This window comes from Actinorhabdospora filicis, assembly GCF_030269765.1.
Lineage (GTDB): Bacteria > Actinomycetota > Actinomycetes > Mycobacteriales > Micromonosporaceae > Actinorhabdospora > Actinorhabdospora filicis.
In genome coordinates this window covers 92221-118280 of sequence record NZ_BSTX01000002.1, presented here as the reverse complement: position 1 = coordinate 118280, position 26060 = coordinate 92221, and the positions used below count along the sequence as shown (strand labels likewise).

Sequence of the window (26060 nt, the reverse complement as noted above, 5' to 3'; positions counted from 1 at the left end):
GCTCCCCTCCCGCCCCCGGACCCAGCACAAAGGACCGTCCACATGAGACGCGCACTCGTCGCCGCCGGTGCACTGCTGGCCGCGCTCGTCCCCGCCGGGACCGCGCTGGCCGACGGCACCGCGGTCACCCCCGAATCGCAGTACACCAGCCCGGCCCAGTCCCCCGGCATCATCGGCGGCAAACCCGCCACCGTCGCCGCCCACCCCTACGTCATCGTCGGCACCCGCGAGGGCGGACCCCGCCCCCAGGGCGCCTCCTGCACCGGCAGCGTCGCCGCCCCCCGCAAGATCGTCATCGCCGCGCACTGCGCCGACGCCGAGGGCAAGAAGCGCTTCCTGTACGGCCTCGACAACTTCGGCGACGCCACCGGCGGCACCTGGCTGGAGGTCGTGGAGTACAAGAAGCACCCCAACTACACCAGCTTCCAGAACGGCTGGGACGTCGCCGTGGTCACCGTCGACCGCGACATCCCCGTCCCCGCCGGATACCGGTACCCGCGCATCGCCGGATCGGCCGACACCGGCCTGGTCACCGTCGGCACCACGACCCACTTCGCCGGATACGGACGCGTCGCCCTCGACGAGAACTACTCCAGCGAACTCAAACAGGCCGACTTCCCCATCGTCGACCCCTCCGGCTGCCGCGGCTTCCTGCCGTCCTTCGACGAGCGGTACCACCTGTGCACCGGCTACTCCGACGGCCACGACGGCATCTGCCAGGGCGACAGCGGCGGCGGACTGCTGGTCAACGGCGTCATCGTCGGCGTCGCCTCCTTCGTGCGCACCGGCTGCAACTCCTACGGCGGCTTCGGCAAACTCGCCGGGCCCATGGGCGACTGGGCGATCAACGAGGTCGGCCAGACGCCCACACCCACCTGCTCACCGGTCACCTCCGGCACCGACGTGGCCATCCCCGACAAGGGCGAGGCCGTCAACGGCGAGCTGACCGTCTCCGGCTGCGCCGGATCGGCCACCGCCACCGCCAAGGTCGAGGTCCACATCGTCCACACCTGGCGCGGAGACCTCGTCATCGACCTCCTCGCCCCCGACGGCACCGCCTACCCGCTCAAGGGCTCCTCGCCCGGCGACGGCGCGGCCAACGTGGACACCACCTACACCGTCAACCTGTCCGCCGAGACCGCCAACGGCACCTGGCGGCTGCGGATCCGCGACGTCTACTCCTTCGACACCGGGCGGCTGGACGCCTGGACGCTCACCCCGTAAATCACCAGTCCCAGCGGATGCCCACCAGACTCGGCGCGGTGTCCAGGAAGACCAGTTGCGCGGCGCCGGACCGGCTCGGCCACAGCTCCTCGGCCCACCGGTCCGGCCCGTCGACCGACAGGCGCTGATAGCCCACGCACCGCGAGGGCAGCCGCGCCTGATCGAAGACCACGGTCAGCGCGTACTCGCGCACCGGACGCACGAACCGCCGGGAGAAGTCGTCGACCGGGTCCTTCTGCGCGGGCAGTCGCAGGGAGTAGCCGATCACGGCCGTCTCGCCACGCGCCAGTACCCGGTCGAGGACGAGCTCGACCACCGTGAAGCCCTCGGCGTCGCGGACCCGCCCCGGGCGGCAGTGACGCGTCCCGGTCACCTCCGGCGCCATCCCCTCCCGGTCCTCGGCCCAGTAGGCGATGAGGCAGCGCGCGACCCGGTCGTCCTCGGCCCGAACGCACAACCGGCACGACAGGGTCTCGGCGCGGCCGTCGGCGTCCACCGTGTACTCGTCTTCGATGCTGACCCGCTCCAGCCGGTCATCGGGCAGCCCGCAGTAGATCTCGGCCAGCGTCTGCGGATCCCGCCACAGCTTGGCCAGCGGCACCGCCCCCGCCGGACGGTCCAGCCACCGCCCCCGCGCCCGGCGCGGCCCCAGCAGCCCCGCCAGCGAATCGCGCGGCAGGCCCAGGATCTCCTCCAGCGCCGTCACCGCCTTCAGCGACGTGTCACGCTCGGGACGGCTGCGGCCCCGCCGCCAGTAGCTCAGGGTGCTCAGGCTGACCGCGACGCCGCGCTCGAACAGGCGCGCCTGTAAGGCCTCCAGGCTCATGTCGCGCGCCTCGATGGCCAGGTGCAGCGCCGCCGGGAACGGGCCGTGCCGCAGGGCCCGCTGGAGATCGGTCTCGGGGATCGCGGACACGGTCGCCTCCACGATTCTGCTCGGGGATCTTCGAGTATCGCCCTCCCGTGATCTCTCCGAAAGGCGCCCAATCACCGAATTGGGGCCGATGTCAGAGCCATGTCAGGCTCGTGACAGTTCATCCGGCGAGCCTTGGGCCGTCAACCGCGCCATGAAAGGAACTCGCGATGAGCGACATGGTCCTGCACGGTCTCCCACTGAAGCGCGACGCCGGTCCCTTCGACCCGCCCACCGAGATCACCCGGGCCCGCCAGAACCGGCCGGTGTGTCCCATGGTCTTCCACGACGGGCACGCGGGCTGGCTGGTCACCGGATACGAAGAGGTCCGGCAGCTCATGGCCGACAACCGCTTCAGCAGCCGCCAGGACCTCGGCGTCCTGCACGTGCCCAACGAAATCCCCGGCATGCCCACCCCGACCGAGCCCTCACCGCAGGTGCCGGGCCTGTTCATCGCCATGGACCCGCCCGACCACACCCGGCTGCGCCGCAAGCTCACCGGCGCCTTCACCGTCCGGCGCATGAAGGAGCTGGAGGAGCACATCGCCGAGATCACCGAGCGGCAGCTGGACGCCATGGCGCGGCTGACCCCACCGGTCGACCTGGTCGCCGAGTTCGCGCTGCCGGTCCCGTCCCTGGTGATCTGCGAACTCCTCGGCGTCCCCTACGACGACCGCGAGACCTTCCAGGCCAACTCCGCGAAGTTCATGCTGCGCGAGATCGGCCTGGAGGACAAGATGGCCGCCTACACCGCCATCACCGGCTACCTCGCCGAACTCGTCGTCGGCAAGCGCGCGAAGCCCGGCGAGGACATCCTCTCCGACCTGGCCCGCGACGAGGACCTGAGCATCGAGGAACTGGTCGGCATCGCCTTCCTGCTCCTGCTCGCCGGGCACGAGACCACCGCCAACATGATCGGCCTGGGTACCTTCGCGCTCCTGGAGCACCCCGCGCAGCTCGCCGAGCTGCGGGAGAACCCCGACCTGACCGCAGGTGCCGTGGAGGAGCTGATGCGCTACCTCTCGGTCGCCGACATCTTCTACCGCTACGCCGCCGAGGACCTCGAACTGGGCGGCGAGCAGATCCCCGCGGGCTCCACCGTGATCGTGTCGCTGCTGGCCGCCAACCGCGACCCGCGCCGCTTCGACGACCCCGACGCCCTCGACATCCGCCGCAACGCGCGCGGGCACACCGGCTTCGGGCACGGCGTCCACCAGTGCCTGGGGCAGCAGCTGGCCCGCATCGAGAGGCGCGCCGGGTTCGAGGGACTGCTGCGGCGGTTCCCGACGCTGGCCCTGGCCGTCCCCGCCGAAGAGATCCGGGTCCGCAGCGACATGAACATCTACGGCGTGCACGAGCTGCCGGTCACCTGGACCACCTAGGACTCCGGGTCGCGCCCTCGCGCACGCCCGAGGGCGCGACCGGCCCGCATCCGGCTTGACATCGTCTAGTTGACTGTGACCATGATCGATTTCAGTAACGCCGTGAATCCCACCCGCGAATGGCTGGACGCACAGGTGACCCAGGTCTGGCGTCCCAAGGCCCTGCCGGAGGGCCTCAAGCACGCCGAGAGCCGCCGTTTCCTCACCGAGGTCGGTTTCCCGCTCGTCGACGAGACCTGGTTCGACTCGGTGCGGCTGGCCGAGAAGGGCCTGTGGGAGGAGGACCCGGACGAGATCTTCGGGCGCCGCGAGCCCGATGACGAGACCCCGCCGGCGAAGTTCGCCTACGGGCTGGGCGAGTACGCCGGCGACTACAACCTGATGGTCGACGGCGAGACCGGCCTGGTGGAGATCTACATGATGAGCGGCTGGGACCACGGCGAGGGCCACCAGGGCGTCGCCTTCGACTCTCTCGCCGAGGCCGCCGGAAGCGTGGCGCTCATGGCCACGCTGTCCGAGCGTCTGGAGGGCGAGGACGCCGCCGCGGTGGCCGGGGAGATCCTGGCGGCCCTGGAGGGGCACCCGTGGGCGGAGTCGGGCTACTGGGCATGGGTGCGGGAGAACCTGGAGGCCGACTACCTCGACTGAGCCGGTCGTCCCCCGCCCTCGCCGCCGCGCCCGTCGCGGCGGCGGGGGCATTTCCATGCCTTGCGCCCGGAGTACTCGTCACCGTATACTCGTCCACGAGTATCCGTAGACGAGCATCGAGGCGAGGTGGATCGGCGTGCCACAGCGACGCAAGGTCGGCAACCTGATCGCGCTCGGCGTCCTCGCGCTCCTGGTGCCCGGTGAGCCGCTGCACCCCTACCGGATCGCCACGCTACTCAAGCGCACGGGCAAAGAGCACGACATGCGCATCAAATGGGGATCCTTCTACACGGTCGTGGCCAACCTGGAGAAGCACGGCTTCATCGAGGCCGTCGAGGCCGGGCGCGAGGGACGCCGTCCCGAGCGCACCGCCTACACCATCACCGCCGCCGGGCGCGCCGAACTGCGCGACTGGCTCGCCGAGCTGGTCCGCACACCGCGCCCGGACGCCGGGCCCTTCGAGTCGGCGCTCTCGGTGCTCGGCGTCCTGCCGCCCGACGAGGTGGTCGCGCTGCTGGAGGAACGCCTGGCGAACCTGGACGCCGAGATCACCGCGACGCGGCTGACGCTCGGGGCCGGTGAGGACGTGCCGAGGGTCTTCCTGATCGAGGTCGAGTACGCCCTGGCCATGCGCGAGGCCGAGGCCGCGTGGGTGCGGCACCTGCTCGGCGAGCTCGGCGAGGGCACCATGTCGGGCCTGGCCGAGTGGCGGGAGTGGCACGAGCACGGCGGGCGCCCGGCCTCATGGGACGCGCTGCTCGACGCGGAGAAGGAGGAGGCCGCGGACGAAGGCTGACGCCCCCAGGCGGGGCGGCCCCGGCACGGTGCGGGAACACCGGCCGGGACCAGATATCCCGAAACCGATCCCATGACGCGGGACCTGGCTCAGAGATGGCACTCGCAAGACTATCCAGGCTCTCCGGCGTCGTGGGCGTGACCTCGCATACCCATGATCGAGGAGCCACCATGTCCAGCACGACCACCCACATCGAGGCCCACGGGCTCGTCAAGACCTATCCACCCGACACCCGCGCGCTCGACGGGCTGTCCATCGCCATCGCCCCCGGCGAGGTGTTCGGGCTGCTCGGCCCCAACGGCGCCGGGAAGTCCACCGCGATCAACATCCTCACCACCCTCGCCCGGCCCGACTCCGGGACGGCCACCATCGCCGGGCACGACGTCCTGCGCAGGCCGCAGCGCGTGCGGCGCGCCATCGGCGTCGTGGCGCAGAACTCCGGCGCCGACCCGCTGGCCACCGGACGCGACAACCTCATGCTCCAGGGACGCCTCTACGGCCTGGGCGGGACACCGCTCAAGCAGCGCGTCGCCGAGCTGTTCGAACGCTTCGGGCTGACCGGTGCCGCCGACCGGGCGGTGCGCACCTACTCCGGCGGGATGCGCCGCCGCCTGGACGTGGCCCTCGGCCTCGTCCACCGGCCCTCGGCGCTGTTCCTCGACGAGCCGACCACCGGCCTCGACCCCGAGGCGCGGGCCGCGCTGTGGGCCGAGATCGCCCGGCTGTCGGCCGAGGACGGGCTGACCATCCTGCTGACCACCCACTACCTGGAGGAGGCCGACCGGCTCACCGACCGGCTGGCCATCGTGGACAAGGGCCGGGTCGTGGTCACCGGCACCGCCGACGCGCTCAAGGGCGAGCTCAAGGGCGACGCCGTCCGCATCGAACTGCGCGACGAGCCCGCCGCCGGCCTCGGCGACCTGGCCGCCGAGGGCCTGCGGGAGGTGTCGCTGGCCGGGCGGCTGCTGTCGGCCCGCGCCGATGACGGGGCGGCGGCCGTGCCGGGCGTCCTGGCCGCCCTCGACCGCGCCGGCGCGCCCGCCGCGTCGGTGACGGTGGCGCGTCCCTCGCTCGACGACGTGTACCTGCGCCACGTCGGGCACCGCTTCGACGAGACGAACGGGAGCCTCTCGTGATCGCCCACACCTGGTGGATGACCCACCGCCAGCTCAAGGCCCTGCTGCGCCAGCCGGGCGTCCTCGTCATCACCCTCATACAGCCGATGGTGTGGCTGTTCCTGTTCGGCAACCTCTTCCAGCGCGTGGTGGAACTGCCCGGCTTCGGGGCCGGGTCCTATCTGGACTACCTGGTGCCCGGCGTGGTCGTGATGAACGCCGTCTCGTCCAACATGTGGTCGGGCATGTCCGCCATCGACGAGATCGAGCGCGGCACCCTCAACCGGTTCCTGACCACGCCGGTCAGCCGCGCGGCCCTGATGAACGCCAATGTCATCGTCGCCGCGCTGACCACCGCGTTGCAGTCGGCGGTCATCGTGCTGCTCGGCTGGGCGGCCGGGGCCCGCTACCCGGGCGGCGTCCTGGGACCGGTGGCGCTGGTGGTCCTGTCGGTGCTGCTGGGCACCACGTTCAGCGCGCTGTCGCACGCGCTGGGCATGACGCTGCGGCAGCGCGAGAGCGTCATCGGGCTCAGCGTGTTCCTGCTGCTGCCGCTGACGTTCCTGTCCACCGCGTTCATGGCGAAGTCGCTGATGCCCGGCTGGATGCAGGGCATCGCGGCGGGCAACCCCGTGGACTGGGCGCTGGTCGCCGCGCGCGGGACGCTGGCCGCCGACGTCGACTGGGGCGCCGCCCTCGGGCGCGGCGGGCTGCTGCTGGGCCTGGCCGCCGTCCTGGTGCTGCTGTCCACCGGAACGTTCCGGGGCTACCAGAAGAAGGTCTGATTCGTGGGCCCCGGGCGCGTGCCCGGGGCCCACTTCCGTGCCGCCGCCCGCGCCTGGAGCTCGGCCATGACCTCCAGCCACTTGCGGGGGATGCCCAGGTCGAAGTACTTCGACTTGAGCACGATGATCTTGTTCCGCCGGTCGGCGAGCAGCGCCACGATCGCGCCGTGCAGCTCGGCGAGGAAGGCCTCCTCGCCCTTGGCGACGCTGCCGGGCAGGACGTCCACCGTCCACTCCATGAGGCCCCTGGCGCGGATGCGGACCGCACGGCCGGGCGAGACGCCCAGGCCCTCGATCGCGTTGAGTTCGCGCTCATAGGCCCGCCGCTTGGGATCGGTGGTGGGCCGCTCGGCCTCGGCGAGCTCGGCGTCGGTGAGCCCCTTGGACTTCTGGTAGGCCTGGCTGCGGCCGCGATGGTAGGCGACCCAGGTGGTCAGGCCCAGGCGGGCGAGCTGCCGGGCGAGGCGGGCCTCGTCGTACCCGGCGAAGGTGCCGGGACGGAAGGTGACGTCGACCTTGGTGTAGTCGTGGACCGCGGGGCGCGCACCACCATCACCCCGATTCCCGGCGCGCCCTCGCACGTCGCACCCAACGTCACACAGGACACCGACGGGTTCCGCGACGACAAGCCCTCCTATCCCGGCGCCACGGCGATGAGCGGCTCCGTCGGGGCGGCCTGGGCGCAGCTGCGCGACGAGCTGTCCAAGTACATGGCAGACCCCAACAACCACAACCCGAACGCCCCCAAGTCGAACCCGCCGGCACCGGGTTCCGACGAGGACCCCGGCAAGCCCGTCCTGCCCGCCTAGCCCCGCGAGAGGAGACACCGTGGCAGACCAGGTGATCACACCACCGGAGCTGACCGGCGGCACGTACGAGGCGACCGTGAGCAACAAGGCCGCCCAGCTCAAGGCCGAGCTCATCAAGCAGACCCTCGACGACATCGAGTCGTGGCGGCTGGCCGTGGACGTCCAGTACCAGAACGCCCATCCCGAGGCGCCCAAGAACATGTCACCGATTCCGGTGGCGGAGATCCAGCGGTACCAGAACACCGTCCGCAACGAGTACTACGAGTGGGTCGTGCCCGCCTTCGAGCGGTACCTCCAGCCCGACCCGGACGCCACCAACGAGATGATCGCCGGGCTGCGCACCATCGAGAGCATGTTCCAGGGCAGCCAGGACAACGCCGGTCACTTCACCGCGGCCAGCCCGGCACTGGCGCGGATCAACGACGTGCGCACCGACATGTCCGGCTGGCAGGGCGACATGCAACGGCCGCGACCCCAAGTCGCACACGTGGGGGACCCTGATCGGCATCTCCATCGGCACCGCGCTGACACTGGCCGGCGGCGGCGTCGCCGCGGCCGGGGCCGTGCTCATCATCGGCAGCACCATCGCCCAGGGACTCACCCCCGATCCGCCCAAGACCAACGAGCTCAGCGCGCCGACGGCGCAGGAGGTCGCGGTCAAGATCACCGAGGCCATGACCAAGATGGACTCCGACATGCTCGTCGAGGAGGACAAGGTCGAGAACGCCTTCCGCAACATCTACACCGCGGTGTCCGGCTGCCGGCAGTCCTCGATCTCGGCCAACACCTCCGGCGACCTCGCGGTGGCCGTCCCGAGAGTGTCGACGGCCCAGCCCGGCGACATCACCGACGGCTCACTGCGGCCGAACTGACCGAGTGGGGCGGCGGACCGCCGCCCCACTCCCCCGGTCAGGGCTGAAGGTCGGTCACGCCCTTGCCGGTGGCGATGTCGAAGGGCACCGAGGCCTGGTCGTGGACGATGGTCCATCCGCTACCGACCCGGCGCAGGCACAGCGTCACCCGCACCCACATGCCCTTCGTCGCCGTCCCGTCGGCCAGGGTGCCGCTGAGGCGGCCGAAGGCGTGCCCGAAGGCGATGTCACCGCCGACGCTCACCTCCAGGTCGCGAACCTCGTAGTCCAGCTCCCCGAAGAACGCGAAGGCGCGCGCCCAGTTGGCCATCTTCGCCTCGACGCCCACATGTTGTAGCGGCGGCTCCACGTCGAAGGACACCACGTCGGCTGCGTAGAGCCGCCGCAGGGCGTCCAGGTCCTTGGCGCGGATGCCCTCGGCGATCCGGGCGACGTGGGCGCGGATGGCGGTCTCGTCCCGCTCGGTCATGGCTTCTCCCTCATCGGCGCGAGGGCGGATCCGCCCTCACCCCCCTGAGACGAAACGTCGCGGGCGAATGTGACACCGGCGCCTAACGCGTCCAGTCCCAGCCCGCGATGAGCGTCCACATCAGACGCGCGGCCGCGCCGTGGCGCGCCTCGGCGTCGCGGTGCATCGTCACCGCCCGGCGGCAGTCGGGACTGTCCACGGGCACCCAGACCGCCGGGACGTCCACCGCCTGGCGCCGGGCGAACGCCGGCACGAGACCCACCCCGAGTCCCGCGGCGATCAGCGCGGCGATCGAGCTCGGCTCGTCGCTCTCGCAGACGATCCGGGGCGTGAGGCCACGGGCGGCGAACAGCCGGTCCAGCAGTCCCCGCGCCCAGTGCCCCTCGCGGGCGGTGATCAGCGGCTCCCCGGCCAGCTCGTCGACGGTCACCGAGTCCCGCCCGGCGAGCGGATGGCCCGCCGGGACGGCCACGCCGACGGCGTCCTCGAACAACCGCACCGACTCCAGGCCCTCAGCGTGCACCGGCTGCGAGGCCACGCACAGGTCGACGTCGCGGGCGCGCAGCAGCCGCGCCATGTCCGCCGCCGCCGACCAGCGCAGCTCGATCTCCACGGCCGGATGGCCGCGCTTGTAGGCGGCGAGGGGACCGGTGAGGGTCAGGAACGTCTCCGAGGCCAGCCGCACCTCCCCCACGCCCGGACCGGCGGCCTCGGCGACGGCGCGGCGCCCGGCGTCCAGCTCGCCGAGGGCGCGCTCGACGTGCTCGCGGAACAGCCGCCCGGTGTCGTTGAGGCGCAGGCGCCCGCCCCGGTCGAAGAGCGGCGCGCCCAGCTCGGCCTCCAGGCGCGCGATGGTGCGGCTGAGCGAGGGCTGGGCGACGCGCAGCTCGTCGGCGGCGCGGCTGAGGTGCTCCAGCCGGGCCACGGCGAGGAACTGGCGCAGCGAGTTCAGGTCCACCATGCCTCCGCGGTCATAACTCCATAGCGATATAGATCTTAGACACGATAGCCCTGTGGTCATAGCGTGGCGGAGTCATGGGAACGAGAGAAACTGAGGAGGAACCCCGTGCTCGCCAATGAGCTGGAGGCCCCCGCCGTGGGCCGGACGCGCCCGGTCGGCTGGGTGTACCGGGGCGTGGTCACCGCGCACGTGGCGTCGATCGTGGGCCAGCCGGTGTTCGCCGGGCTGTACCTGACGGGGGACTACGAGGGCCTCGGGTGGCACGCCACCGGGGCCAACGTCGTCACATCGATCGGCTACGCGCAGGTGATCGTGGCGATCGTGCTGTGGGCCCGGCTGCGGCGGATGTGGCCGTTCGCGGCGACCATGGGCATCGTGGCGGCCGAGACCGTCCAGTACTTCGCCGGACTCGGCGGCGCACTGTGGCTGCACGTCCCGCTCGGGGTGATGACGATCGCCGCGCTGGTCGTCCAGTTCGTCGACGTGTGGCGCGGCCCCATCACCCGGCGGGAGGCGCGCGATGCGTGAGCCCGCGATGAGCCGCCGCCGGATGCTCGGGATCGGCGGCGCCCTGGGAATCATGGCGGTGACCGGGCTGTCGGTCGCCGCCGCGACGGCCCGCCGCCCGGCCACCACCGGCGCCGAGCTGAGCAGCGCGCTCCCGCTGCCGCCGCCCTTCCAGGTGCCGCTGCCGATCCCGGCGGTACTACAGCCCGTCGCCGACGGAAGGTACGAGATCACCCAGCGCGAGACCACCACCGAAATCCTGCCCGGCGTCTGGACTCCCGTGTGGACCTACGACGGGACCTTCCCCGGGCCGACGATCGAGTCGCGGCGGGGCCGCCCGGTCACCGTCACCCACCGCAACGACCTCCAGGTGCCCACCGTCGTCCACCTCCACGGCGGACGCACCCCCGCCGAGTCCGACGGCTACCCCACCGACCTCGTGCTGCCCGAGGGCTGGCCCGTCGACCAGCAACCCGTCCACAGCGGACACGCCAGGCAGATGAGCGACCCGCGCGCGGTCCGCACCTCCCGCACCAGGGACTACACCTTCCCGCTCGACCAGCGGCCCACCATGCTCTGGTACCACGACCACCGCATGGACTTCACCGCCCCGGCGATCTGGCGCGGCCTGGCCGGGCTGCACTTCGTCCGCGACGACGCCGAGGAGGCCCTCGGCCTGCCCTCGGGACCCCGCGAGCTGCCGCTCATGATCACCGACCGCGCCTTCAACGACGACGGCACCTTCCACTACCCCTCCCTCGACCCGAGCCTGCGCTCCACACCCGGCGTCGAGGAGCCGTACCTGGCCGGGGTCCTCGGCGACGTCATCCTCGTCAACGGCGCGCCCTGGCCCGTCCACGAGGCCGAAGCCGCGCGCTACCGGCTGCGCCTGCTCAACGCGTCCAACGCCCGCCACTACGAGCTGGAGGCCGTCACCGAGGACGGGCGCCGCCTCGACCTCGTCCAGGTCGGCGCCGACCAGGGCCTGCTCGCCGCGCCCGTCACCCACACCTCACTGCCCATCGGGCCCGCCGAGCGCTACGACGTCGTCATCGACTTCGCCGGTGTGCCCGTGGGCGGCCTGGTCCGCGTCCTCAACCGGCTCGGCTCCGGCCGCGCCGCCGAGGTGATGGCCTTCCGCATCGCGCGCGCCGCCTCCGACGACAGCCGCGTCCCGGCCGTGCTGTCCACCGACCTGCCCGCCTGGCGGCGCGAGGACGCCGTGAGCGTCCGCGAGTTCGGCTTCCGCGCCGGGCGCATGGGCGACGGGCACGGCTGGCTCATCGACGGCCGCCCCTTCGACCCCGCCCGCACCGACGTCACCGTCGGCCTCGGCGACGTGGAGGTCTGGCGGCTGATCGCCGACGTGCACCACCCCATCCACCTGCACCTCACCGGCTTCCGGATCCTCTCCCGCGGCGGCCGCGAGCCGCTCCCCCACGACGCCGGGCTCAAGGACACCGTGTCGCTGCGGCCGGGCGAGTCGGCCGAGATCGTCACCCGCTTCGAGGGATACCGCGGGCGGTACCTGTTCCACTGCCACAACGCCGAGCACGAGGACATGGGGATGATGGCGAACCTGGAGGTGGTCTAGTCACCGTCCACATTGGTGTGATCACGATCGGGGCGTCGCCGCAGGCCGGGCGGCGTCCCGACCCGTCACCCGAAAAGTTCTCCCGCCCGGCGCAACCATCTTGATCTTCCAGCTCGTTCTCAGCTCCGTGGATCTTTCACTCCACAAGCGACGAATGGGAGTACCTGTGAGACTTCATTCCTCATTGCTATCGGCGGGAGCGGCGGCGCTGCTCATCGCCGGGCTTCCCGGGGTGGCGGCGGCCGACCCGCCCGGCGCCCCGGGAACCGGGGCGTCCGCGGCGGGATCGAAACTGGTGGAGGTCGACCTCGTCACCGGTGACACCGTCATGATCACCCCGGACGGGCAGGTCGGGTTCCGGCCCGGCGAGGGCCGTTCGGGCACCCGCTACCTCACCTACTTCAAGGGCGAGGGCGCTGACCGGGACCGGTACCTCGTTCCGGCCGACGCGCTCGAACCGCTGCGGGCGGGCGTCCTCGACGAGCGCCTTTTCGACATCACCGACCTGGTCGCCGACGGTTACGCCGGGCAGCCCCTGCCGCTGATCGTGCGGGACGCGCCCGGCAAGTTCGCCGCCGCCGCGGCCGACGAGGGCCTGTGGGACAAGGTCAAGCGCAGCCGGGTCGAGCGGGTGTGGCTGGACGGCAAGTCCCGCGTCACGCTCGCCGAGTCGGTGCCGCAGATCGGCGCCCCGGCGGCCTGGCAGTCGGGTTACACCGGCAAGGGCGTGACGGTGGCCGTCCTGGACAGCGGCTACGACCCGACGCACCCGGACCTGGCCGGGCACGTCACCGCGGCCAAGGACTTCACCGGCACCTCCCCCGAGGCCATCGACGGGCACGGGCACGGGACGCATGTGGCGTCCACCGTGGCCGGTTCCGGCGCGGCCTCCGGCGGCAAGTACAAGGGCGTCGCCCCGGACGCCAAGCTGCTCATCGCCAAGGTGTGCAGCAACGCCGGTGAGTGCGCCGACAGCGACATCATCGCCGGTCTCCAGTGGGCGGCCGAAAATGGCGCGTCCGTGGTCAACCTGTCCCTGGGCGGCAACCCCACCGACGGCACCGACCCGCTGTCGACGGCGGTCAACGAGATCACCGAGCGCACCGGGATGCTGGTCGTGGTCGCCTCGGGCAACTTCGGGTGCCGCGAGTGCGTGGGCAACCCGGGCTCGGCCGACAAGGCGCTCACCGTGGGCAGCGTGACCAAGCAGGACACCCTGTCCGACTTCTCCAGCCAGGGCCCGCGCGTCGGCGACGGCGCGCTCAAGCCCGACCTGGCCGCCCCCGGCACCGCGATCACCGCCGCCCGCGCCAAGGGCACCGCCATGGGCACGCCGGTCGGTGACGGCTACACCACCGCCGACGGCACCTCGATGGCCTCGCCGCACGTCGCGGGCGCGGCCGCGCTGCTCAAGCAGGTCCACCCCGACTGGACCGCGGCCCGCCTCAAGGCGGCGCTGATGAGCTCCGCCAAGGGCCTGACCGACCTGGACGTGTTCCAGCAGGGCGCCGGGCGCGTCGACGTGGCCACCGCCGTGTCGGCGACGATCACCCCCGACACCGGCAGCCTCAGCTACGGCAAGTTCTCCGCGCCCTACACCGAGAACCCGGGCGCCAAGAACGTCACCTACACCAACGACACCGGCAAGGACGTCACGCTGAACCTCGCCGTCACCGGTGACGCGATGTTCGCCGTGGACCGCGCCACCGTCACCGTGCCCGCGCACGGCAGCGCCTCGGTCGCCCTCTCGGCGACCGTCATCGGCGGGACGATCGGCGTCCACGGCGCGGTCCTGACCGCCACCGCCGACGGGGTCTCGGTGCGCACGCCCATGGGCGCGGTGCTGGAACCCGAGACGCACGAGCTGAAGATCGAGATCAAGTCCCGCAACGGCGGGCCGATCACCGGCTCCGGCCCGATGGGCGCCTTCGGGATGGTCTACGGCATCGACGGTCCCCGCTTCGCCGAGTGGGTGAGCTTCGACAGCGAGGGACGCGGCAGCATCCGCGTGCCCCCGGGCCGCTACCAGGTCGCGGCCTCGGTCGCCGAGGGCGGCGACAAGCCCGCCGTGACGACCTTCGCCGACGACCTGTCCGTCACCGCCGACACGACCATGCCGGTGGACCTCACCAAGGGCGAGCTCGTCGACGTCGCCGTCGACGCCAAGGACGCGCAGCTGTACCAGACCATGGACGCCGTCAACGGGGTCGGCGCCGACGGTCAGGTCCGGTACGCGTTCAACATCTTCGCCTACAACGGCACGCCGACCTACCTCGTGCCCAACGCCGAGCCCGGCCTCGGGTTCACCTTCATCCACGCCACCACCCTCGGCAGCCCCAAGGGCGCGGCCAACCCGTACGCGTACTCGCTGTTCCACACCCTGACCGGCAACACGGTCCCGGGGCGCACGACGTTCACCAAGCACGACAATGAGCTGGCCCGCGAGGACGCCGTCTACGACAGCCAGGGCGTGGTCACCACGGGCAAGCGCGTCGACTGGAACCTCGACAACGGGTTCTTCTCCATCGACGAGCCCGGCGTGGCCGCCCCCGGGCGGCGCACCGAGTACTTCACCCCGGGCACCTGGATCGGCACCTACCAGCTGGGCACGACCACGGTCGGCGGGTACGAGTACGCCCAGCGCGACCCGGTCCGCAAGGCCGGGACGACCACCGCGGTGGTCTGGGGCCGGGCGCCGCTCGGCGTCGGCCAGGTGTCCAACTTCCGCGACGGCGGCTACGTCGCCTTCATCCCGGCGATGTACGACGACGCCAACCCGGAGGTGTGGCTCGCCGACGGCAAGTCCTCCACCAGCACCGGGTCGGCGAAGCTGACCATCGACGGCAAGGAGGTCCCCCTCGACGGGTTCGGTGCGTGCGTGCGCCAGGCGCAGCTGCCCGAAGGCACCGCCGGTGCCTTCGAGTTCACCTGCGACTCCCACCGGGTCAACGAGTTCTCCAAGATCGGCACCGCCTCCAGCGCGACGTGGAAGTTCCACAGCGCGCCGACCACCGCGATGACCGAGATGCCGATGCTCGGCGTCCGGCTGTCCTCGCCGACGGTGGTCAACGGCTTCGCGCCCGCCCGCCAGGTCCAGAAGCTCGACCTGGACGTCTTCCGCACCGGGGCCACCGGCGCGATCGGCACCAGGCAGCTGACCTTCGAGGTGTCCTACGACGACGGCAAGACGTGGAAGCCGGTCCCGGTCGGCCGCTTCGGCGACCACGCCTTCACGCTGCTGGCGCACCCCAAGGGCGCGCAGTTCGTCTCGACGCGCATCACCGCCGCCGACGGTGACGGCAACTCCGTCACGCAGACGACGATCCGCTCCTACGGTCTCTCGTAGGGATCGCTCAGACGGGCGGGGCCTCCGGCGACGGGGGTCCCGCCCTTTTCACGGCCCGCACCTTCTCGACGGCACCCCGTTTCGAGCGCCATTCCTCGGCCACGGTCAGGCCCACCGCCTCCACGTGCTCACGCGGGCGGCGGCCGAAGTGCTCACCGGCGATCGGCACGGTGAGGCGGTCGAGCGTCCATTGCAGCGCCCGCAGCCACCACGCGGTGGCCGCGACGTGGTCGAGGAGCAGCAGCGTCCCACCAGGTCTGAGGACGCGCGCCATCTCGGCCAGCGCGCCGGGCACGCCGGGGAACCCGCAGAGCCCGTAGGTGCACACGACGGTGTCGAATTCCCCGTCGCCGTACGGGAGCGCCATGGCGTCGCCCTCGCGGAGGTCGGCGTCGATCCCCAGCTCACGGGCGCGCGCACGCGCCCGGGCCAGCATCCCGGGACTGAGGTCGACGCCGGACAGGCGCACGCCCGGGGCGTAGCCGGGCAGGTTCAGGCCGGTGCCGACGGCGACCTCCAGCACCCGCCCGCTCGCCCGGGACACCCAGTCGCGATGGTCGCCGAAGAGGCGGCGCTCGGTCCAGCCCATCTGCGCGTCGTAGCCGCCGGCCTGGCGGTCCCAGAGCCGGCGGACGCGGTCACCGGACGGCATGGCGCCTCCTCGTCGCGGGAGCGGTTCCCGCCCACATCGTCCTCCTCTTGCGGCCTTCGGTGACCGGAAACCTTCTTTGACGTACAGTGGCGATCTTTGGGAGGACCGGATGCGGCAGCGCCTCAACATGATCCTGCTCGGCGTGCGCGACGTGGCCACCACGGTCGCGTTCTACCAGGCCCTGGGGTGGCGGCGGTCCGCCAGGGGATCCGAGGAGTTCGCGCTCTTCGAGCTCGGCGGCGTCGCCGTGGCCTTCCAGTCCCGCGCGGCCTTCGCCGCCGACGCCCGCCTGCCCGAGCGCGAGCCCGGCGGCTTCGCCGGTTTCGCCCTCGCCTACGTGGCCCGCAGCGCCGACGAGGTGTACACCGTCATGGCCCGCGCCGCCGAGCTCGGCGCGACCGTCACCCGTCCCGCCGGCCCCAACCCGTGGGGACACAGCGGGTACTTCACCGACCCCGACGGGCACCTGTTCGAGGTGCTCTACGAGGACGGCTGGATCTTCGACGAGCACGACGACCTGGTGCTGTGAGACACCGGTGATGTGAGCGGGGTCTAAGCCGGGGAGGGCCCACATCGGACGGACGCGCGGGAGGGCGATGATGCCCCCGCCCGTAGTCGCATGCCGCCCGTCCCCGCCCCGGGAGTGCCCATGACCGTGCCGACCGCGCCCCCGCCCGCCAAGACCGACGGGCCGCCCGACAACTGGCGGAGCGTCCTGCCCGTCATCGGTGTGGTGGCGCTCGTCTTCGTGGTGTGCTCGGTCTGTGGCATGTGCTTCGGCGGACGGCACTGATCAGACCCGCCGCGAGATCACCATGACGTACTCGCACGGGGCGTCGGTGCGGTTGGCGAAGCCGTGGTCGGCATCGGCCTCGAAGAACATCGAGTCGCCCGCCTCCAGGGTCTCGCCGAGCTCGCCGATGAGCACCGTGACGGTGCCCGCGAGCACCACGACCTGCTTCTCCGTGCCCGGCGGGTAGGCGGGCAGCAGCCCGGTGGAGACGCGCGCGGGCAGGTAGTGGGCGACCATCTCGGAGCGCCCGGCGCCCGGGGCCGCCGACACGATGTGCCGCTCGAAGCCGGTCTCGGGGTCGCGGAAGACGGGCCGTTCGCTCCGGCGCATGACGACGGCCGTGCCGGAAGCGGCGGCCGGGGCGCCGATCAGGTCCGACAGGGACGCGTCGAGCGCGTGGGCGATCCTGGACGCCACGCCGATCGTCGGGCTCTTCTCGCCGCGCTCCACTTTGGACAGCATCGCGCGGCTGACGCTGGAGCGCGCCGACAGCTGCTCCAGCGTCAGGCCCGCCTCCTCACGGCGTCGCCGCACGTTGCCGCCGAACGCGCCGGACAGGCCGTCGCGCGCCTCGGCCGCGTCTCCGTCTTCGGCCACCGTGCTCCTCGATCGATGGGTGCTCACCGCCCACAGTGTAGGCTTCTACTAAAGAAGATGAGTTCTACTAACGAAGACTGGACTACGGAGCGAATTCATGCGCTTGATCTCCACCGGCCGCCTCCACGCCGCCTTCGCCTTCGGCGACCTGCGGGTGGTCTCCCTGCGCGACGGCTACATCGACATGCCGCCGACGCGGCTCCGCGACGAGCAGGGCCGCCCGCTGCCCGAGCTGCCGGACGGCGTCCCGCTCGCCGGGGGCAACCTGCGCCTGGCGGTGAACGCCTTCTACGTCACCGACGGCACGCGCTCGCTGCTCATCGACACCGGCGCCTCCGACAACTGGCACGACCCCACCATGGGCCTGATCTACGACGCGCTCGACGAGGCGGGCGTCGACCGCGCGCACATCACCGACGTGGCCATCACCCACGACCACGAGGACCACGTGAGCGGCCTGATCATGCCCGGCGGTGGCGAGGCGTTCCCGAAGCTGGAGCGCGTGTGGATCGGCGCGGGCGACACCGCGGTGTTCACCGGGCGGCTGGAGCCGATCCGCGAGCGCGTGGTGCCGATCTCGGAGCGGGTCGCGATCAACGAGTGGGCCACCGCGCTCCCGACGCCGGGTCACACGCCCGGTCACACCGTTTACGAGATCGCGGGCGGCACCGGCCGCCTGCTCGTCTGGGGCGACACCGTGCACGTGCCCACTCTGCAGTTCACGCGGCCGTGGGTGTCGTGGGAGTTCGACGGGGACCAGGCGCGGGCCCGCGCCGCGCGGGCGGGCCTGCTGGAGCGGCTGGCCGGTCCGGAGCACTTCGTGGCGGGCGCGCATCTGGACTCGCCCGGCATCGCGCGGGTGAGGCCGTCCGGCGAGGGTTACGCGCTGGAGTACCTCGCTCCGGCGATCGGGTGACTCCGGGCCGGAAACCCCGCGGCGCGGCGGGAGATTCCGGCCCGGACCGGACGGCTACTGGGCGCCGGCCGCGATCAGGCCGGCCATGTCCCACTCGACCCAGACGTGGGTGACCTTTCCGTCGTCGACCTGGTAGATCGCCACGATGTCGATGTCGGCCGCGCTGCCGATGGCGTTGACGTGCAGGAACGGCGCCACCTGGCGCAGGTGGACGTTGAGGTAGCAGGCGACGTACTGGCCGTCGGCGCTGGGGAAGATCGGGCCGAAGGTGTTGATCGACCGGTCGGTGAACGCGCCGGTGAACGCGTTGGTCAAGTCGGGAATCTCATCGGAGTCGACCAGATCGGCCAGCACCCGCCGGTCGCCGCCGATCAGCGCCTCACGAACGTACCGTTCCACCACGCCGACGATGTCCATGTTCATCCTGCCAATCCGTACGAGAGGGATCACCGTGCTCTGGACCCACGCGGTCGAGGCACCCGGGCACCTTAGTTGATCATGCTGAACATGAGCGACCCGAGCGTGTCCGGGACCGAGCCCGCCACCCCACCTTCTTTATTCAGCTAAAGCTGCTTTATGATCATCAGGTGTCCCTGACTGAACGCGAGCGCGAGATCGTCGCCCTCCTGCGCCGCGACCCGATGATCGGGTCGGCGGCGATCGCCGAGGCGCTCGGCACGACCCGCGCCGCGGTCAACGTGCACCTGTCGAACCTCGGCCGCAAGGGCGTGATCCTGGGCCGGGGCTACGTCCTGGCGACGACGCCGGGCGTGGTGGTGATCGGCGGCTCCAACATGGACGTCAAGGCGCGCAGCGAGCGGCGGGTCGTGCCCGCGTCCAGCAATCCGGGGACGGCGGCGATCACGCCGGGCGGGGTGGGCCGCAATGTGGCCGAGAATCTCGCCCGGCTGGGCACGCGGACGCATCTGATCTCGGTGGTCGGCGGTGACGCGCTCGGCGATCAGGTGCTGGCGGCGACGTCGGCGGCGGGGGTGCACGTCGAGCACGTGCGGCGGGGCTCGCGGCCGACGGGGACCTATACGGCCGTGCTGGACGCCGACGGCGAGCTGATGGTGGCCGTCTCCGACATGAGCGCCGCCGAGGAGATCGACGCCGCGCTGGTGGCCGGCGCGCGGGACCTCATCGCCAACGCCGGGCTGCTCGTCCTGGACGGGAACCTGCCGGAGGCGACCATCGCCTACGCGCTGGAGCTGGCGGCCTCCGCCGGGGTGCGGACGGTGCTGGAGCCGGTGAGCGTGCCGAAGGCCGCCGCCCGGGCGCACCTGGTCTCGGCCGAGCTGCCGCTGTTCGCCGTCACCCCCAACCGCGATGAGCTGACCGCGCTGACCGGGCTGCCCTCGGGCACCGACCGCGAGGTGCGGGAGGCGGCCGCGGCGCTGCACGAGCGCGGCGTCCGGTACGTGTGGACGCACCTCGGCGAGCGCGGCTCGCTGTTGAGCGGCCCCGAGGGGGCCGTGCCCGTGGCGGCGGTGCCCGCCGAGGTCGTGGACGTGACCGGGGCCGGGGACGCGGCCCTGGCGGCCTTCGCGCACGCGCTGCTCGCGGGTGAGGACGTGGCGGCCGCGGCCGCCTACGGTCACGCGGCGGCCGCGCTGACCATCGCCGGTACGCACACCGTCCGGCCCGATCTGACCGACTGGCTTGTGAGGAGCACCCTGTGACGACGCCACACCCGATGCTGCGGCTGACCGACGAGGTCGCCCAGGCGCTGCGCGACCGGACCCCGGTGGTCGCGCTGGAGAGCACGATCATCAGCCACGGGATGCCGTATCCGCAGAACGTGGCGATGGCGACCGAGGTGGAGGGGATCATCCGCGAGCACGGGGCGGTGCCCGCCACGATCGCGGTGCTGGACGGGGTCCCGCGCATCGGTTTGGACGCCGAGGGCCTGGAGCTGCTGGCCGGCGACGGCAACGTCACCAAGGTGAGCGTCCGCGACCTGCCGTTCGTGGTGGCGCGGCGCATGCACGGGGCGACCACGGTGGCGGCGACGATGCGGCTGGCCGCGCTGGCCGGGATCCGGGTCTTCGTGACCGGTGGGCTGGGCGGCGTGCACCGCGGCGCCGAGCGGACCTTCGACGTGAGCGCCGACCTGACCGAGCTGGCCACGACGGACGTGGCGGTGGTCAGCGCGGGCGTGAAGAGCATCCTCGACATCGGGCTGACGCTGGAGAAGCTGGAGACGCTCGGGGTGCCGGTGCTGGTCAATGGCAGCGACGAGTTCCCGTCGTTCTACTCGCGCGGCAGCGGGCACGGCGCGCCGATGCGGGTGGACTCCGCCGCCGAGGTCGCCGCGGTGATGGCGGCCAAGTGGGGCCTGGGGCTGTCCGGCGGGCTGGTCGTGGCCAACCCGATCCCGGAGGCCGACGAGATCCCCGCCGAGCGCATCGGCGTCATCATCGCCCGGGCGCTGGACGACATGGCGGCGCTGGGGATCCAGGGCAAGGACATCACGCCCTACCTGCTCGGCCGCATCGTGGAGCTGACCGAGGGCGCGAGCCTGACGGCCAACATCGCGCTGGTGCGCGCCAACGCGCGGCTCGGCGCGGCGATCGCCAAGGAGTACGCGGCGCGGGGGTGAAGGCGGCGCCGCCGGATGCGCGTCCGGCGGCGTTCCCCCCACTGACTCCACAGTGGACCGAGCGGGGGTACCGGCCGTACCCTGTGACGATCCGCAATCCGACCACGGGGAGTCGTCGATGGAGACAGCCGAGGAAGCACCGGCCGCGCGCAAGCCGTTCCCGCCGATCAGGGTCCGTTCCCGGAAGGTGGCCTGGGCGGCGGCGTTCCTGGCCTTAATCGTCGTCATCGCCGGGGTGTTCGCGATGCGCACGGCCACCCGCGAGACCCCCGGGTCGGTGGTGCGCGGCTTCTTCGACGCCGTGCTGGCCGGGGACGTCGACACCGCCCGCGCGATGGTCCCCGAGGGCGTCGAGGACGGGTACGCCACCGACTTCCTCGTGCCGCGCGCGATCCGCCACGACTGGCGGGTCACCGAAATCCGGGTCACCGAGGGCGATGACACCGCCGTGGCGATCGTGACCGTCACCGGCCCGCCCGGCACGCACAACGCGACGGTCTCGCTGACCCTCGCCGGCAACGAGTGGCGGCTGAACAACCCCTACGGCGTGGTCACCTTCGCCATGTCCAGCCTCGCCTACGGCGAGGCCAACGGCATCATGCTCGACCTGGCCGACCAGCGCGCGAAGTTCCTGGTCTTCCCCGGCGTCTACGACTTCTACACCGACCGCACCGGCGTCCTCGACGTCGCCGGGCGCCCCAAGACGGTCATGGTGCTGCCCGAGCAGGCCGAGCCGACCATGGCGATGCCCGACGGGACGGTGTCCTTCGGCCCGAAGACGACCGAGTCGGCGAAGGCCGCCACGAGGACCGCCATCGACGCCTGCACCGCGATCACCGACCGCGTCGACCCCGCCGCCTGCCACTTCGACGCCGCCGAGCTGGGCCTGGACGCCCCGCACGGCATCACCTGGAAGGTCGAGGAGTACCCCGAGGTGGAGGTCGCGATCCTGTGGCCGCCGGTGGAGTACGGCGACCGGTGGGCGATCCAGACCACCAGGCCGGGGCGGATCACGCTGACCGGCGAGCACGCCGGGAGCGAGAAGTTCGGGCTGGACTGCACGCTGACCGGCGAGCTGTACTTCGTCACCGTCGGCCTGGGCGGCGTCGGCCCGCTGATGACGGCCGAACGCTCCTGGAACGGGCTCGAACCGATCCACTGCGCGAAACTCTAGGACGCCAGGGCCGCCGCCCGCAGCGCGGCGGCCACCCGGTTCACCGCCTCGTCGGGCGGGCCCGGGACGCGCGCGACGACCAGCCGCCGCAGCTCCAGCGGCCCGCCCCGTACCGGCAGGATCCGCACGCCCGGCGGGGCGATCCCGGCCAGCGAGGCCGGGGCGGTGGTGACGCCCAGCCCGGCGGCGACCAGGTGGAGCTTGGCGAGCCAGTCGCGGGCGGTGTGGGCGATCTCGGGCCGCTCGCCCAGGCCCGGCCAGACGCCCATGACCCGGTCGCCGTCGGCGGGGGAACCGGCGATCCAGCGCTGCCCGCGCAGGTCCTCCACGTCGGCGAAGTCGGCGCGGGCCAGCGGATGCCCCTCGGGCACCGCCAGGCATAGTGGCCGCTCGGTGAGGGTGCGCACGGCCAGCGGGGGCGACTCGTCGTCCGGCGGGCGAAACGGCGGCGCCGAGGCCAGCAGCGCCAGGTCCACCGCGCCCGCGCGCAGGGCCCGGGCCAGGGCGGGGGTGTTGCCCTCGCGGGTGCGCACCTCGATGCCCGGGTCGCTGTGGCGCAGCGCCGCCAGGGCCTTCGGGACGACCGTCGCGCCCGCCGTGGGCACCCAGCCCAGGCGCACGGTCACCGCACCGCCGGGCAGGCCGCTCAGCTCGCGCGCGGCGGCGTCGATCTCGTCGAGGACGACCACCGCCCGGCGCATCACCACCCGCCCGGCCGGGGTCAGGCGGACCCCGTCACGGCGGCGCTCCAGCAGCGACGCACCGGCGGCGCGCTCGATGGCGGCGATCTGCCGGGAGACCGCCGACTGCGTGTAGCCCAGCGAGACCGCGGCGGCGGTGAAGGTGCCCTGGTCGGCGACCGCCCGGAAGACCCGCAGCGCGGTGAGGGAGACATCGGTGAAGTCCATGACGTTTACGCATACTACTAGTTCCATAGTCTCGTTGGACGCATGATCATCGGTGGCCTACCGTCAAGGCATGACATCACCCCGCACCGCACTCGTCACCGGCGCCAACCAGGGCCTCGGCCTCGCCCTCGCCGAGGGCCTGGCCACCCGGCTGTCCGACGTGGACACCGTCCTGCTCACCGGACGCGACCCGCGCAAGGTCGCCGAGGCCGCCGCCGCGCTGCCCGCCAACGTCGAGGGCCGCGTCCTCGACGTCACCGACACCGAGGCCATCGCCCGCCTGGCCGCCGAGCTCGGCGGCGTCGACATCGTCATCTCCAACGCCGTGGCCCGCGTGGGACCCACCGACTCCCAGTCGGCGCGCGCCGACGAGTTCATCGACGTGTCCAACACCGCCACCCACGCCGTCCTGCGCTCCTTCGCGCCGATCCTGCGGCCCGGCGGGCGCCTCCTGGTCGTGGCCAGCGCCCTGGGCACCCTCGGCCACCTCGACCCGCGCCTCCACCACCTCTTCGACGGCGCCACCCTCGACCAGGTCGAGTACGCCGTGGAATCCTGGCGCGCCGCCGTCCACAACGGCACCGCCCAGGAGGCCGGGTGGCCACTGTGGCTCAATGTGCCCTCCAAGGTCGCCCAGGTAGCCGCCGTGCGCGCGCTCGCCGCGAACCGCCGCGAGCGCGACCTCGCCGAGGACACGCTGATCGCCTCGGTGTGCCCCGGCATGGTCGACACGGCCACGTCCCGGCCCTGGTTCGGCGACTACCCCGCCGTGCAGTCGCCCAAGGAGGCCGCGCGGGCGATCCTGGACCTGGTCTTCACCCCCGCCGACGCCCGCCAGTACGGCGAACTGGTGCAGTTCGGCGAGGTCCTCGACTGGCGCTCCGGGACTCCGCCGCTGGCGCAGGACGCGCTGCTGACGCCGTGAGAGACCGGCCCGAACGGCCGTGAAGGCCGTTCGGGCCGGCCCGTCCGGCGCTACTCGGCGGTGAACACCTCCACCGAGGTGCCCTCCAGCGCCAGCGCCGTCATGCCGGTCTCGCTGCCGGAGGTGTGCTCCTCGCCCGGCTCCCACTCGACGCCCGTCCCGGCCGCGACCGGGACGCGCTCGCCGTCGGGTCCGGCGACCCAGCCCTCACCGGCGATGACGAGGAAGATCTGCCGCACCGGGGCCGGATGCTCGCCGATGGTCCCACCGGCGGCGATGGTCAGGCACGTGAGCTGGAGGCGGCCCTCGCCCTTGGCGACCCGGGTGGCGGTGGCGCCGATGCTGCCGAAGCGGTCGATGAGGTTCTCGGCGCGGTCGAACTGGAACAGCTGCACGGGGGCTCCTGCCTTGAGGGGCGTTCGAGTCTACGGGCCGCGCTCAGGCGGGCGCGCCGAACCAGGTCCGCAGCGCCTCGCGCAGGCTCGCCTGGTCGTCGCCGACCCAGGCGACGTGGCCGTCGGGGCGCAGCAGGACGGCGGGCGCGTCCAGCTCCTCGGCCACGTCGGCGTGGTGGTTCACGCGATCGGACCAGCCCTCGGCCGACAGCTCGCCGGTCTGGTCGAGCAGGAGCCCGCGGCCGTCGTGGGTCAGGTCGAAGAGGCGGCCGCCTTTGAGGCGGACGTCGCGCAGGCGGCGGCCCAGCAGGTCGGGGCCCTCGCCGAAGTCGTAGCGGATGCCGATCGCGATGATGTTCTCCAGCAGGTACCGGGTCACCTCCTCGAAGTCCATGAGGTTCTCGATGAGCCGGCGGACGGCCTGGGCGCCGGGATCGAGGGTCATCAGGTGCATCTGGGCGGCGGTGTTGTCCAGGACCGCCGCGGCCACGGGGTGGCGCTCGCTCTCGTAGGTGTCGAGCAGGTTGTCCGGCGCCGTGCCGGTCACGGCGGCGGCGAGCTTCCAGCCGAGGTTGACCGCGTCCTGGACGCCCAGGTTCAGCCCCTGGCCACCGGTCGGGGGATGGATGTGGGCGGCGTCGCCGGCGAGGAAGACGCGCCCGACACGGTAGCGCTCGGCCTGGCGGGTGGCGTCACCGAAGCGCGACAGCCAGCGCGGGGAGTGGACGCCCCAGTCGGTGCCGCCGATGGCGGTGAGCTGGCGCTTGAACTCGTCGAGCTCCGGGGGGACCGAGCGGTCCTCGGCGACGCTCTCGGCGGGGACGACGACGCGGTAGACCCCCTCGCCCAGGGGCATCGCGCCGAACCGCAGCTGGGTCTTGCGGACCTCGGTCATCACCGACATCAGCTCCTCCTGCGAGGCGGTCAGCTCCATCTCGCCCAGCAGCGTGTCGTTGCGGCTGGGCTGGCCGGGGAACGCCACGCCGAGGAGCTTGCGGACGGTGCTGCGCCCGCCGTCGCAGCCGACGAGGTAGCGGCAGCGCTCGCGGGACCCGTCGGAGAGCTCGATGGTGACGCCCTCGCCGTCCTGGGCGAGGCCGGTGACGGCGACGCCGCGCCGGATCACCGCGCCCAGCTCGGCGGCGCGCTCGGCGAGGAGCCGGTCGGTGATGGTCTGCGGGAGGCTCAGGACGTAGGGGTGGGTGGTGTCCAGGCGCACCGGCCCGGTCTTGCGGATCCCGGCGAAGAAGCCGTGAAGGGGATGGGTGGTGCCCAGTGCGGTGAAGCGGTCGAGGATGCCGCGCTGCTCCAGCAGTTCCATGGTGCGCGCGTGCATGCCCAGCGCGCGGACGACCTTGGTCGGCTCGGCGTCCTTCTCCAGCACGAGCACCTCGATGCCGTGCAGCCTCAGCTCGGCGGCGAGCATGAGACCGGCCGGCCCGGCTCCGGCGACGATGACGTCGGTCATGAGTTCTTTCCGCCCCGTTCCATGTGGTCCGCGGGCCGCTCGCGCGACCCGCCGCGCGGACTTTTCATCCCGAACCGCCAGGGTTCGGGAATGCCCGTCTTGGGCGGGCTGAGCGCGCGGTCCGTAGATCATGCGCCATGACCCGGGTCTTGCCGCAAGCCCCCATGTGCGGTATATGTTAGATATGGCGGGAGGTTCTCCCGCCCTTT

The 26060-nt window shown here is 72.3% G+C and carries 28 protein-coding genes; 18 read left to right on the top strand and 10 right to left on the bottom strand.

Annotated features, from left to right (window positions below):
- The first annotated feature begins 42 nt into the window (after nucleotides 1-42).
- Complete coding sequence (locus QSK10_RS34195) at nucleotides 43-1224, top strand: trypsin-like serine protease (protein ID WP_349497689.1); 1182 nt, start codon at nucleotides 43-45, stop codon at nucleotides 1222-1224.
- Nucleotide 1225: 1 nt separating this feature from the next.
- Here QSK10_RS34195 and QSK10_RS13330 read toward each other — a convergent pair whose 3' ends face one another.
- Nucleotides 1226-2140, bottom strand: a complete 915-nt coding sequence (locus QSK10_RS13330; RefSeq protein WP_285663084.1) for a helix-turn-helix transcriptional regulator — start codon at nucleotides 2138-2140, stop codon at nucleotides 1226-1228.
- A 167-nt stretch (nucleotides 2141-2307) separates the two neighbouring features.
- Between QSK10_RS13330 and QSK10_RS13325 the strand changes: the two genes are divergently transcribed.
- The 5 genes from QSK10_RS13325 (at nucleotide 2308) to QSK10_RS13305 (ending at nucleotide 6863) form a co-directional block, all read left to right on the top strand.
- On the top strand, nucleotides 2308-3519 hold the full coding sequence (locus QSK10_RS13325; protein WP_285663083.1) for a cytochrome P450: 1212 nt from the start codon (nucleotides 2308-2310) through the stop codon (nucleotides 3517-3519).
- An 81-nt stretch (nucleotides 3520-3600) separates the two neighbouring features.
- A complete protein-coding gene (locus tag QSK10_RS13320) occupies nucleotides 3601-4167 on the top strand; it encodes a hypothetical protein (RefSeq protein WP_285663082.1) in 567 nt (188 codons plus the stop codon).
- A gap of 136 nt (nucleotides 4168-4303) precedes the next feature.
- Complete coding sequence (locus QSK10_RS13315) at nucleotides 4304-4963, top strand: PadR family transcriptional regulator (RefSeq protein WP_285663081.1); 660 nt, start codon at nucleotides 4304-4306, stop codon at nucleotides 4961-4963.
- A gap of 170 nt (nucleotides 4964-5133) precedes the next feature.
- The gene (locus QSK10_RS13310; protein ID WP_285663080.1) at nucleotides 5134-6099 is read left to right on the top strand and encodes an ATP-binding cassette domain-containing protein; all 966 of its coding nucleotides are present in this window, start codon (nucleotides 5134-5136) and stop codon (nucleotides 6097-6099) included.
- On the top strand, nucleotides 6096-6863 hold the full coding sequence (locus tag QSK10_RS13305; RefSeq protein WP_285663079.1) for an ABC transporter permease: 768 nt from the start codon (nucleotides 6096-6098) through the stop codon (nucleotides 6861-6863). Before QSK10_RS13310 ends, QSK10_RS13305 begins: the two co-directional genes overlap by 4 nt.
- Here QSK10_RS13305 and QSK10_RS13300 read toward each other — a convergent pair.
- Nucleotides 6845-7444: a hypothetical protein gene (locus tag QSK10_RS13300; protein WP_285663078.1), complete on the bottom strand. Its 600-nt coding sequence runs from the start codon at nucleotides 7442-7444 to the stop codon at nucleotides 6845-6847. The two genes, QSK10_RS13305 and QSK10_RS13300, sit on opposite strands and share 19 nt — an antisense overlap.
- 72 nt (nucleotides 7445-7516) lie before the next feature.
- Here QSK10_RS13300 and QSK10_RS13295 point away from each other — a divergent pair, with 72 nt between their 5' ends.
- Nucleotides 7517-7672 carry a hypothetical protein gene (locus QSK10_RS13295; RefSeq protein WP_285663077.1) on the top strand — a complete coding sequence of 52 codons (156 nt, stop codon included), beginning with the start codon at nucleotides 7517-7519 and terminating at the stop codon, nucleotides 7670-7672.
- 563 nt (nucleotides 7673-8235) lie between these two features.
- The gene (locus tag QSK10_RS13290; RefSeq protein ID WP_285663076.1) at nucleotides 8236-8544 is read left to right on the top strand and encodes a hypothetical protein; all 309 of its coding nucleotides are present in this window, start codon (nucleotides 8236-8238) and stop codon (nucleotides 8542-8544) included.
- Between the two features lie 37 nt (nucleotides 8545-8581).
- On the opposite strand, the gene QSK10_RS13285 is transcribed toward QSK10_RS13290, so the two are convergent.
- Nucleotides 8582-9013, bottom strand: coding sequence for a YybH family protein (locus QSK10_RS13285; protein ID WP_285663074.1), 432 nt, complete (start codon nucleotides 9011-9013; stop codon nucleotides 8582-8584).
- Nucleotides 9014-9095: 82 nt separating this feature from the next.
- Nucleotides 9096-9974 carry a LysR family transcriptional regulator gene (locus tag QSK10_RS13280; RefSeq protein WP_285663073.1) on the bottom strand — a complete coding sequence of 293 codons (879 nt, stop codon included), beginning with the start codon at nucleotides 9972-9974 and terminating at the stop codon, nucleotides 9096-9098.
- 105 nt (nucleotides 9975-10079) lie between these two features.
- Here QSK10_RS13280 and QSK10_RS13275 point away from each other — a divergent pair, with 105 nt between their 5' ends.
- The 3 genes from QSK10_RS13275 to QSK10_RS13265 all read left to right on the top strand — a co-directional run bounded on the left by QSK10_RS13275 (nucleotide 10080) and on the right by QSK10_RS13265 (nucleotide 15421).
- Entirely contained in the window at nucleotides 10080-10502 is a 423-nt protein-coding gene (locus QSK10_RS13275; protein ID WP_285663072.1) for a hypothetical protein, read from the top strand.
- Complete coding sequence (locus tag QSK10_RS13270) at nucleotides 10495-12075, top strand: multicopper oxidase family protein (RefSeq protein ID WP_285663071.1); 1581 nt, start codon at nucleotides 10495-10497, stop codon at nucleotides 12073-12075. Before QSK10_RS13275 ends, QSK10_RS13270 begins: the two co-directional genes overlap by 8 nt.
- A 166-nt stretch (nucleotides 12076-12241) precedes the next feature.
- Entirely contained in the window at nucleotides 12242-15421 is a 3180-nt protein-coding gene (locus QSK10_RS13265; RefSeq protein ID WP_285663070.1) for a S8 family peptidase, read from the top strand.
- A gap of 7 nt (nucleotides 15422-15428) precedes the next feature.
- Here the strand turns inward: QSK10_RS13265 and QSK10_RS13260 are convergent, their stop codons facing one another.
- A complete protein-coding gene (locus QSK10_RS13260) occupies nucleotides 15429-16073 on the bottom strand; it encodes a class I SAM-dependent methyltransferase (RefSeq protein WP_285663069.1) in 645 nt (214 codons plus the stop codon).
- A 109-nt stretch (nucleotides 16074-16182) separates the two neighbouring features.
- Between QSK10_RS13260 and QSK10_RS13255 the strand changes: the two genes are divergently transcribed.
- A complete protein-coding gene (locus QSK10_RS13255; RefSeq protein WP_285663068.1) occupies nucleotides 16183-16602 on the top strand; it encodes a VOC family protein in 420 nt (139 codons plus the stop codon).
- Between the two features lie 120 nt (nucleotides 16603-16722).
- Nucleotides 16723-16866, top strand: coding sequence for a hypothetical protein (locus QSK10_RS13250; protein WP_285663067.1), 144 nt, complete (start codon nucleotides 16723-16725; stop codon nucleotides 16864-16866).
- On the opposite strand, the gene QSK10_RS13245 is transcribed toward QSK10_RS13250, so the two are convergent.
- The gene (locus tag QSK10_RS13245) at nucleotides 16867-17463 is read right to left on the bottom strand and encodes a helix-turn-helix domain-containing protein (protein WP_285663066.1); all 597 of its coding nucleotides are present in this window, start codon (nucleotides 17461-17463) and stop codon (nucleotides 16867-16869) included.
- Nucleotides 17464-17560: 97 nt separating this feature from the next.
- On the opposite strand from QSK10_RS13245, the gene QSK10_RS13240 reads away from it, so the two are divergent.
- Complete coding sequence (locus QSK10_RS13240; protein WP_285663065.1) at nucleotides 17561-18379, top strand: MBL fold metallo-hydrolase; 819 nt, start codon at nucleotides 17561-17563, stop codon at nucleotides 18377-18379.
- 54 nt (nucleotides 18380-18433) lie between these two features.
- Here QSK10_RS13240 and QSK10_RS13235 read toward each other — a convergent pair whose 3' ends face one another.
- A complete protein-coding gene (locus tag QSK10_RS13235; protein WP_285663064.1) occupies nucleotides 18434-18802 on the bottom strand; it encodes a nuclear transport factor 2 family protein in 369 nt (122 codons plus the stop codon).
- A gap of 164 nt (nucleotides 18803-18966) precedes the next feature.
- On the opposite strand from QSK10_RS13235, the gene QSK10_RS13230 reads away from it, so the two are divergent.
- From QSK10_RS13230 to QSK10_RS13220, 3 genes are all read left to right on the top strand, one after another.
- Nucleotides 18967-20061 carry a carbohydrate kinase gene (locus tag QSK10_RS13230; RefSeq protein ID WP_285663063.1) on the top strand — a complete coding sequence of 365 codons (1095 nt, stop codon included), beginning with the start codon at nucleotides 18967-18969 and terminating at the stop codon, nucleotides 20059-20061.
- Between the two features lie 14 nt (nucleotides 20062-20075).
- Nucleotides 20076-20981 (top strand): pseudouridine-5'-phosphate glycosidase, encoded by a 906-nt coding sequence (locus QSK10_RS13225; RefSeq protein WP_285664452.1) that lies wholly within the window; start codon nucleotides 20076-20078, stop codon nucleotides 20979-20981.
- 118 nt (nucleotides 20982-21099) lie between these two features.
- On the top strand, nucleotides 21100-22155 hold the full coding sequence (locus tag QSK10_RS13220) for a nuclear transport factor 2 family protein (RefSeq protein ID WP_285663062.1): 1056 nt from the start codon (nucleotides 21100-21102) through the stop codon (nucleotides 22153-22155).
- Here the strand turns inward: QSK10_RS13220 and QSK10_RS13215 are convergent.
- Complete coding sequence (locus QSK10_RS13215; RefSeq protein WP_285663061.1) at nucleotides 22152-23063, bottom strand: LysR family transcriptional regulator; 912 nt, start codon at nucleotides 23061-23063, stop codon at nucleotides 22152-22154. The genes QSK10_RS13220 and QSK10_RS13215 overlap by 4 nt on opposite strands.
- A 70-nt stretch (nucleotides 23064-23133) precedes the next feature.
- Here QSK10_RS13215 and QSK10_RS13210 point away from each other — a divergent pair, with 70 nt between their 5' ends.
- Nucleotides 23134-23988 (top strand): SDR family NAD(P)-dependent oxidoreductase, encoded by an 855-nt coding sequence (locus QSK10_RS13210; RefSeq protein WP_285663060.1) that lies wholly within the window; start codon nucleotides 23134-23136, stop codon nucleotides 23986-23988.
- Between the two features lie 50 nt (nucleotides 23989-24038).
- On the opposite strand, the gene QSK10_RS13205 is transcribed toward QSK10_RS13210, so the two are convergent.
- Both QSK10_RS13205 and rox read right to left on the bottom strand, forming a co-directional pair.
- Nucleotides 24039-24383 (bottom strand): cupin domain-containing protein, encoded by a 345-nt coding sequence (locus QSK10_RS13205; protein ID WP_285663059.1) that lies wholly within the window; start codon nucleotides 24381-24383, stop codon nucleotides 24039-24041.
- Between the two features lie 43 nt (nucleotides 24384-24426).
- On the bottom strand, nucleotides 24427-25851 hold the full coding sequence (rox, locus tag QSK10_RS13200) for a rifampin monooxygenase (RefSeq protein WP_285663058.1): 1425 nt from the start codon (nucleotides 25849-25851) through the stop codon (nucleotides 24427-24429).
- Between the last annotated feature and the right edge of the window lie 209 nt (nucleotides 25852-26060).

Excerpts from the sequence above, each read along its gene's own strand:
- QSK10_RS34195 (WP_349497689.1), top strand. The coding sequence starts at position 43 with ATGAGACGCGCACTCGTCGCCGCCGGTGCACTGCTGGCCGCGCTCGTC.
- QSK10_RS13325 (WP_285663083.1), top strand. The coding sequence starts at position 2,308 with ATGAGCGACATGGTCCTGCACGGTCTCCCACTGAAGCGCGACGCCGGT.
- QSK10_RS13320 (WP_285663082.1), top strand. The coding sequence starts at position 3,601 with ATGATCGATTTCAGTAACGCCGTGAATCCCACCCGCGAATGGCTGGAC.
- QSK10_RS13310 (WP_285663080.1), top strand. The coding sequence starts at position 5,134 with ATGTCCAGCACGACCACCCACATCGAGGCCCACGGGCTCGTCAAGACC.
- QSK10_RS13295 (WP_285663077.1), top strand. The coding sequence starts at position 7,517 with ATGAGCGGCTCCGTCGGGGCGGCCTGGGCGCAGCTGCGCGACGAGCTG.
- QSK10_RS13285 (WP_285663074.1), bottom strand. The coding sequence starts at position 9,013 with ATGACCGAGCGGGACGAGACCGCCATCCGCGCCCACGTCGCCCGGATC.
- QSK10_RS13280 (WP_285663073.1), bottom strand. The coding sequence starts at position 9,974 with ATGGTGGACCTGAACTCGCTGCGCCAGTTCCTCGCCGTGGCCCGGCTG.
- QSK10_RS13270 (WP_285663071.1), top strand. The coding sequence starts at position 10,495 with ATGCGTGAGCCCGCGATGAGCCGCCGCCGGATGCTCGGGATCGGCGGC.
- QSK10_RS13260 (WP_285663069.1), bottom strand. The coding sequence starts at position 16,073 with ATGCCGTCCGGTGACCGCGTCCGCCGGCTCTGGGACCGCCAGGCCGGC.
- QSK10_RS13255 (WP_285663068.1), top strand. The coding sequence starts at position 16,183 with ATGCGGCAGCGCCTCAACATGATCCTGCTCGGCGTGCGCGACGTGGCC.
- QSK10_RS13250 (WP_285663067.1), top strand. The coding sequence starts at position 16,723 with ATGACCGTGCCGACCGCGCCCCCGCCCGCCAAGACCGACGGGCCGCCC.
- QSK10_RS13240 (WP_285663065.1), top strand. The coding sequence starts at position 17,561 with ATGCGCTTGATCTCCACCGGCCGCCTCCACGCCGCCTTCGCCTTCGGC.
- QSK10_RS13235 (WP_285663064.1), bottom strand. The coding sequence starts at position 18,802 with ATGAACATGGACATCGTCGGCGTGGTGGAACGGTACGTTCGTGAGGCG.
- QSK10_RS13225 (WP_285664452.1), top strand. The coding sequence starts at position 20,076 with ATGCTGCGGCTGACCGACGAGGTCGCCCAGGCGCTGCGCGACCGGACC.
- QSK10_RS13220 (WP_285663062.1), top strand. The coding sequence starts at position 21,100 with ATGGAGACAGCCGAGGAAGCACCGGCCGCGCGCAAGCCGTTCCCGCCG.
- QSK10_RS13215 (WP_285663061.1), bottom strand. The coding sequence starts at position 23,063 with ATGGACTTCACCGATGTCTCCCTCACCGCGCTGCGGGTCTTCCGGGCG.
- QSK10_RS13210 (WP_285663060.1), top strand. The coding sequence starts at position 23,134 with ATGACATCACCCCGCACCGCACTCGTCACCGGCGCCAACCAGGGCCTC.
- rox (WP_285663058.1), bottom strand. The coding sequence starts at position 25,851 with ATGACCGACGTCATCGTCGCCGGAGCCGGGCCGGCCGGTCTCATGCTC.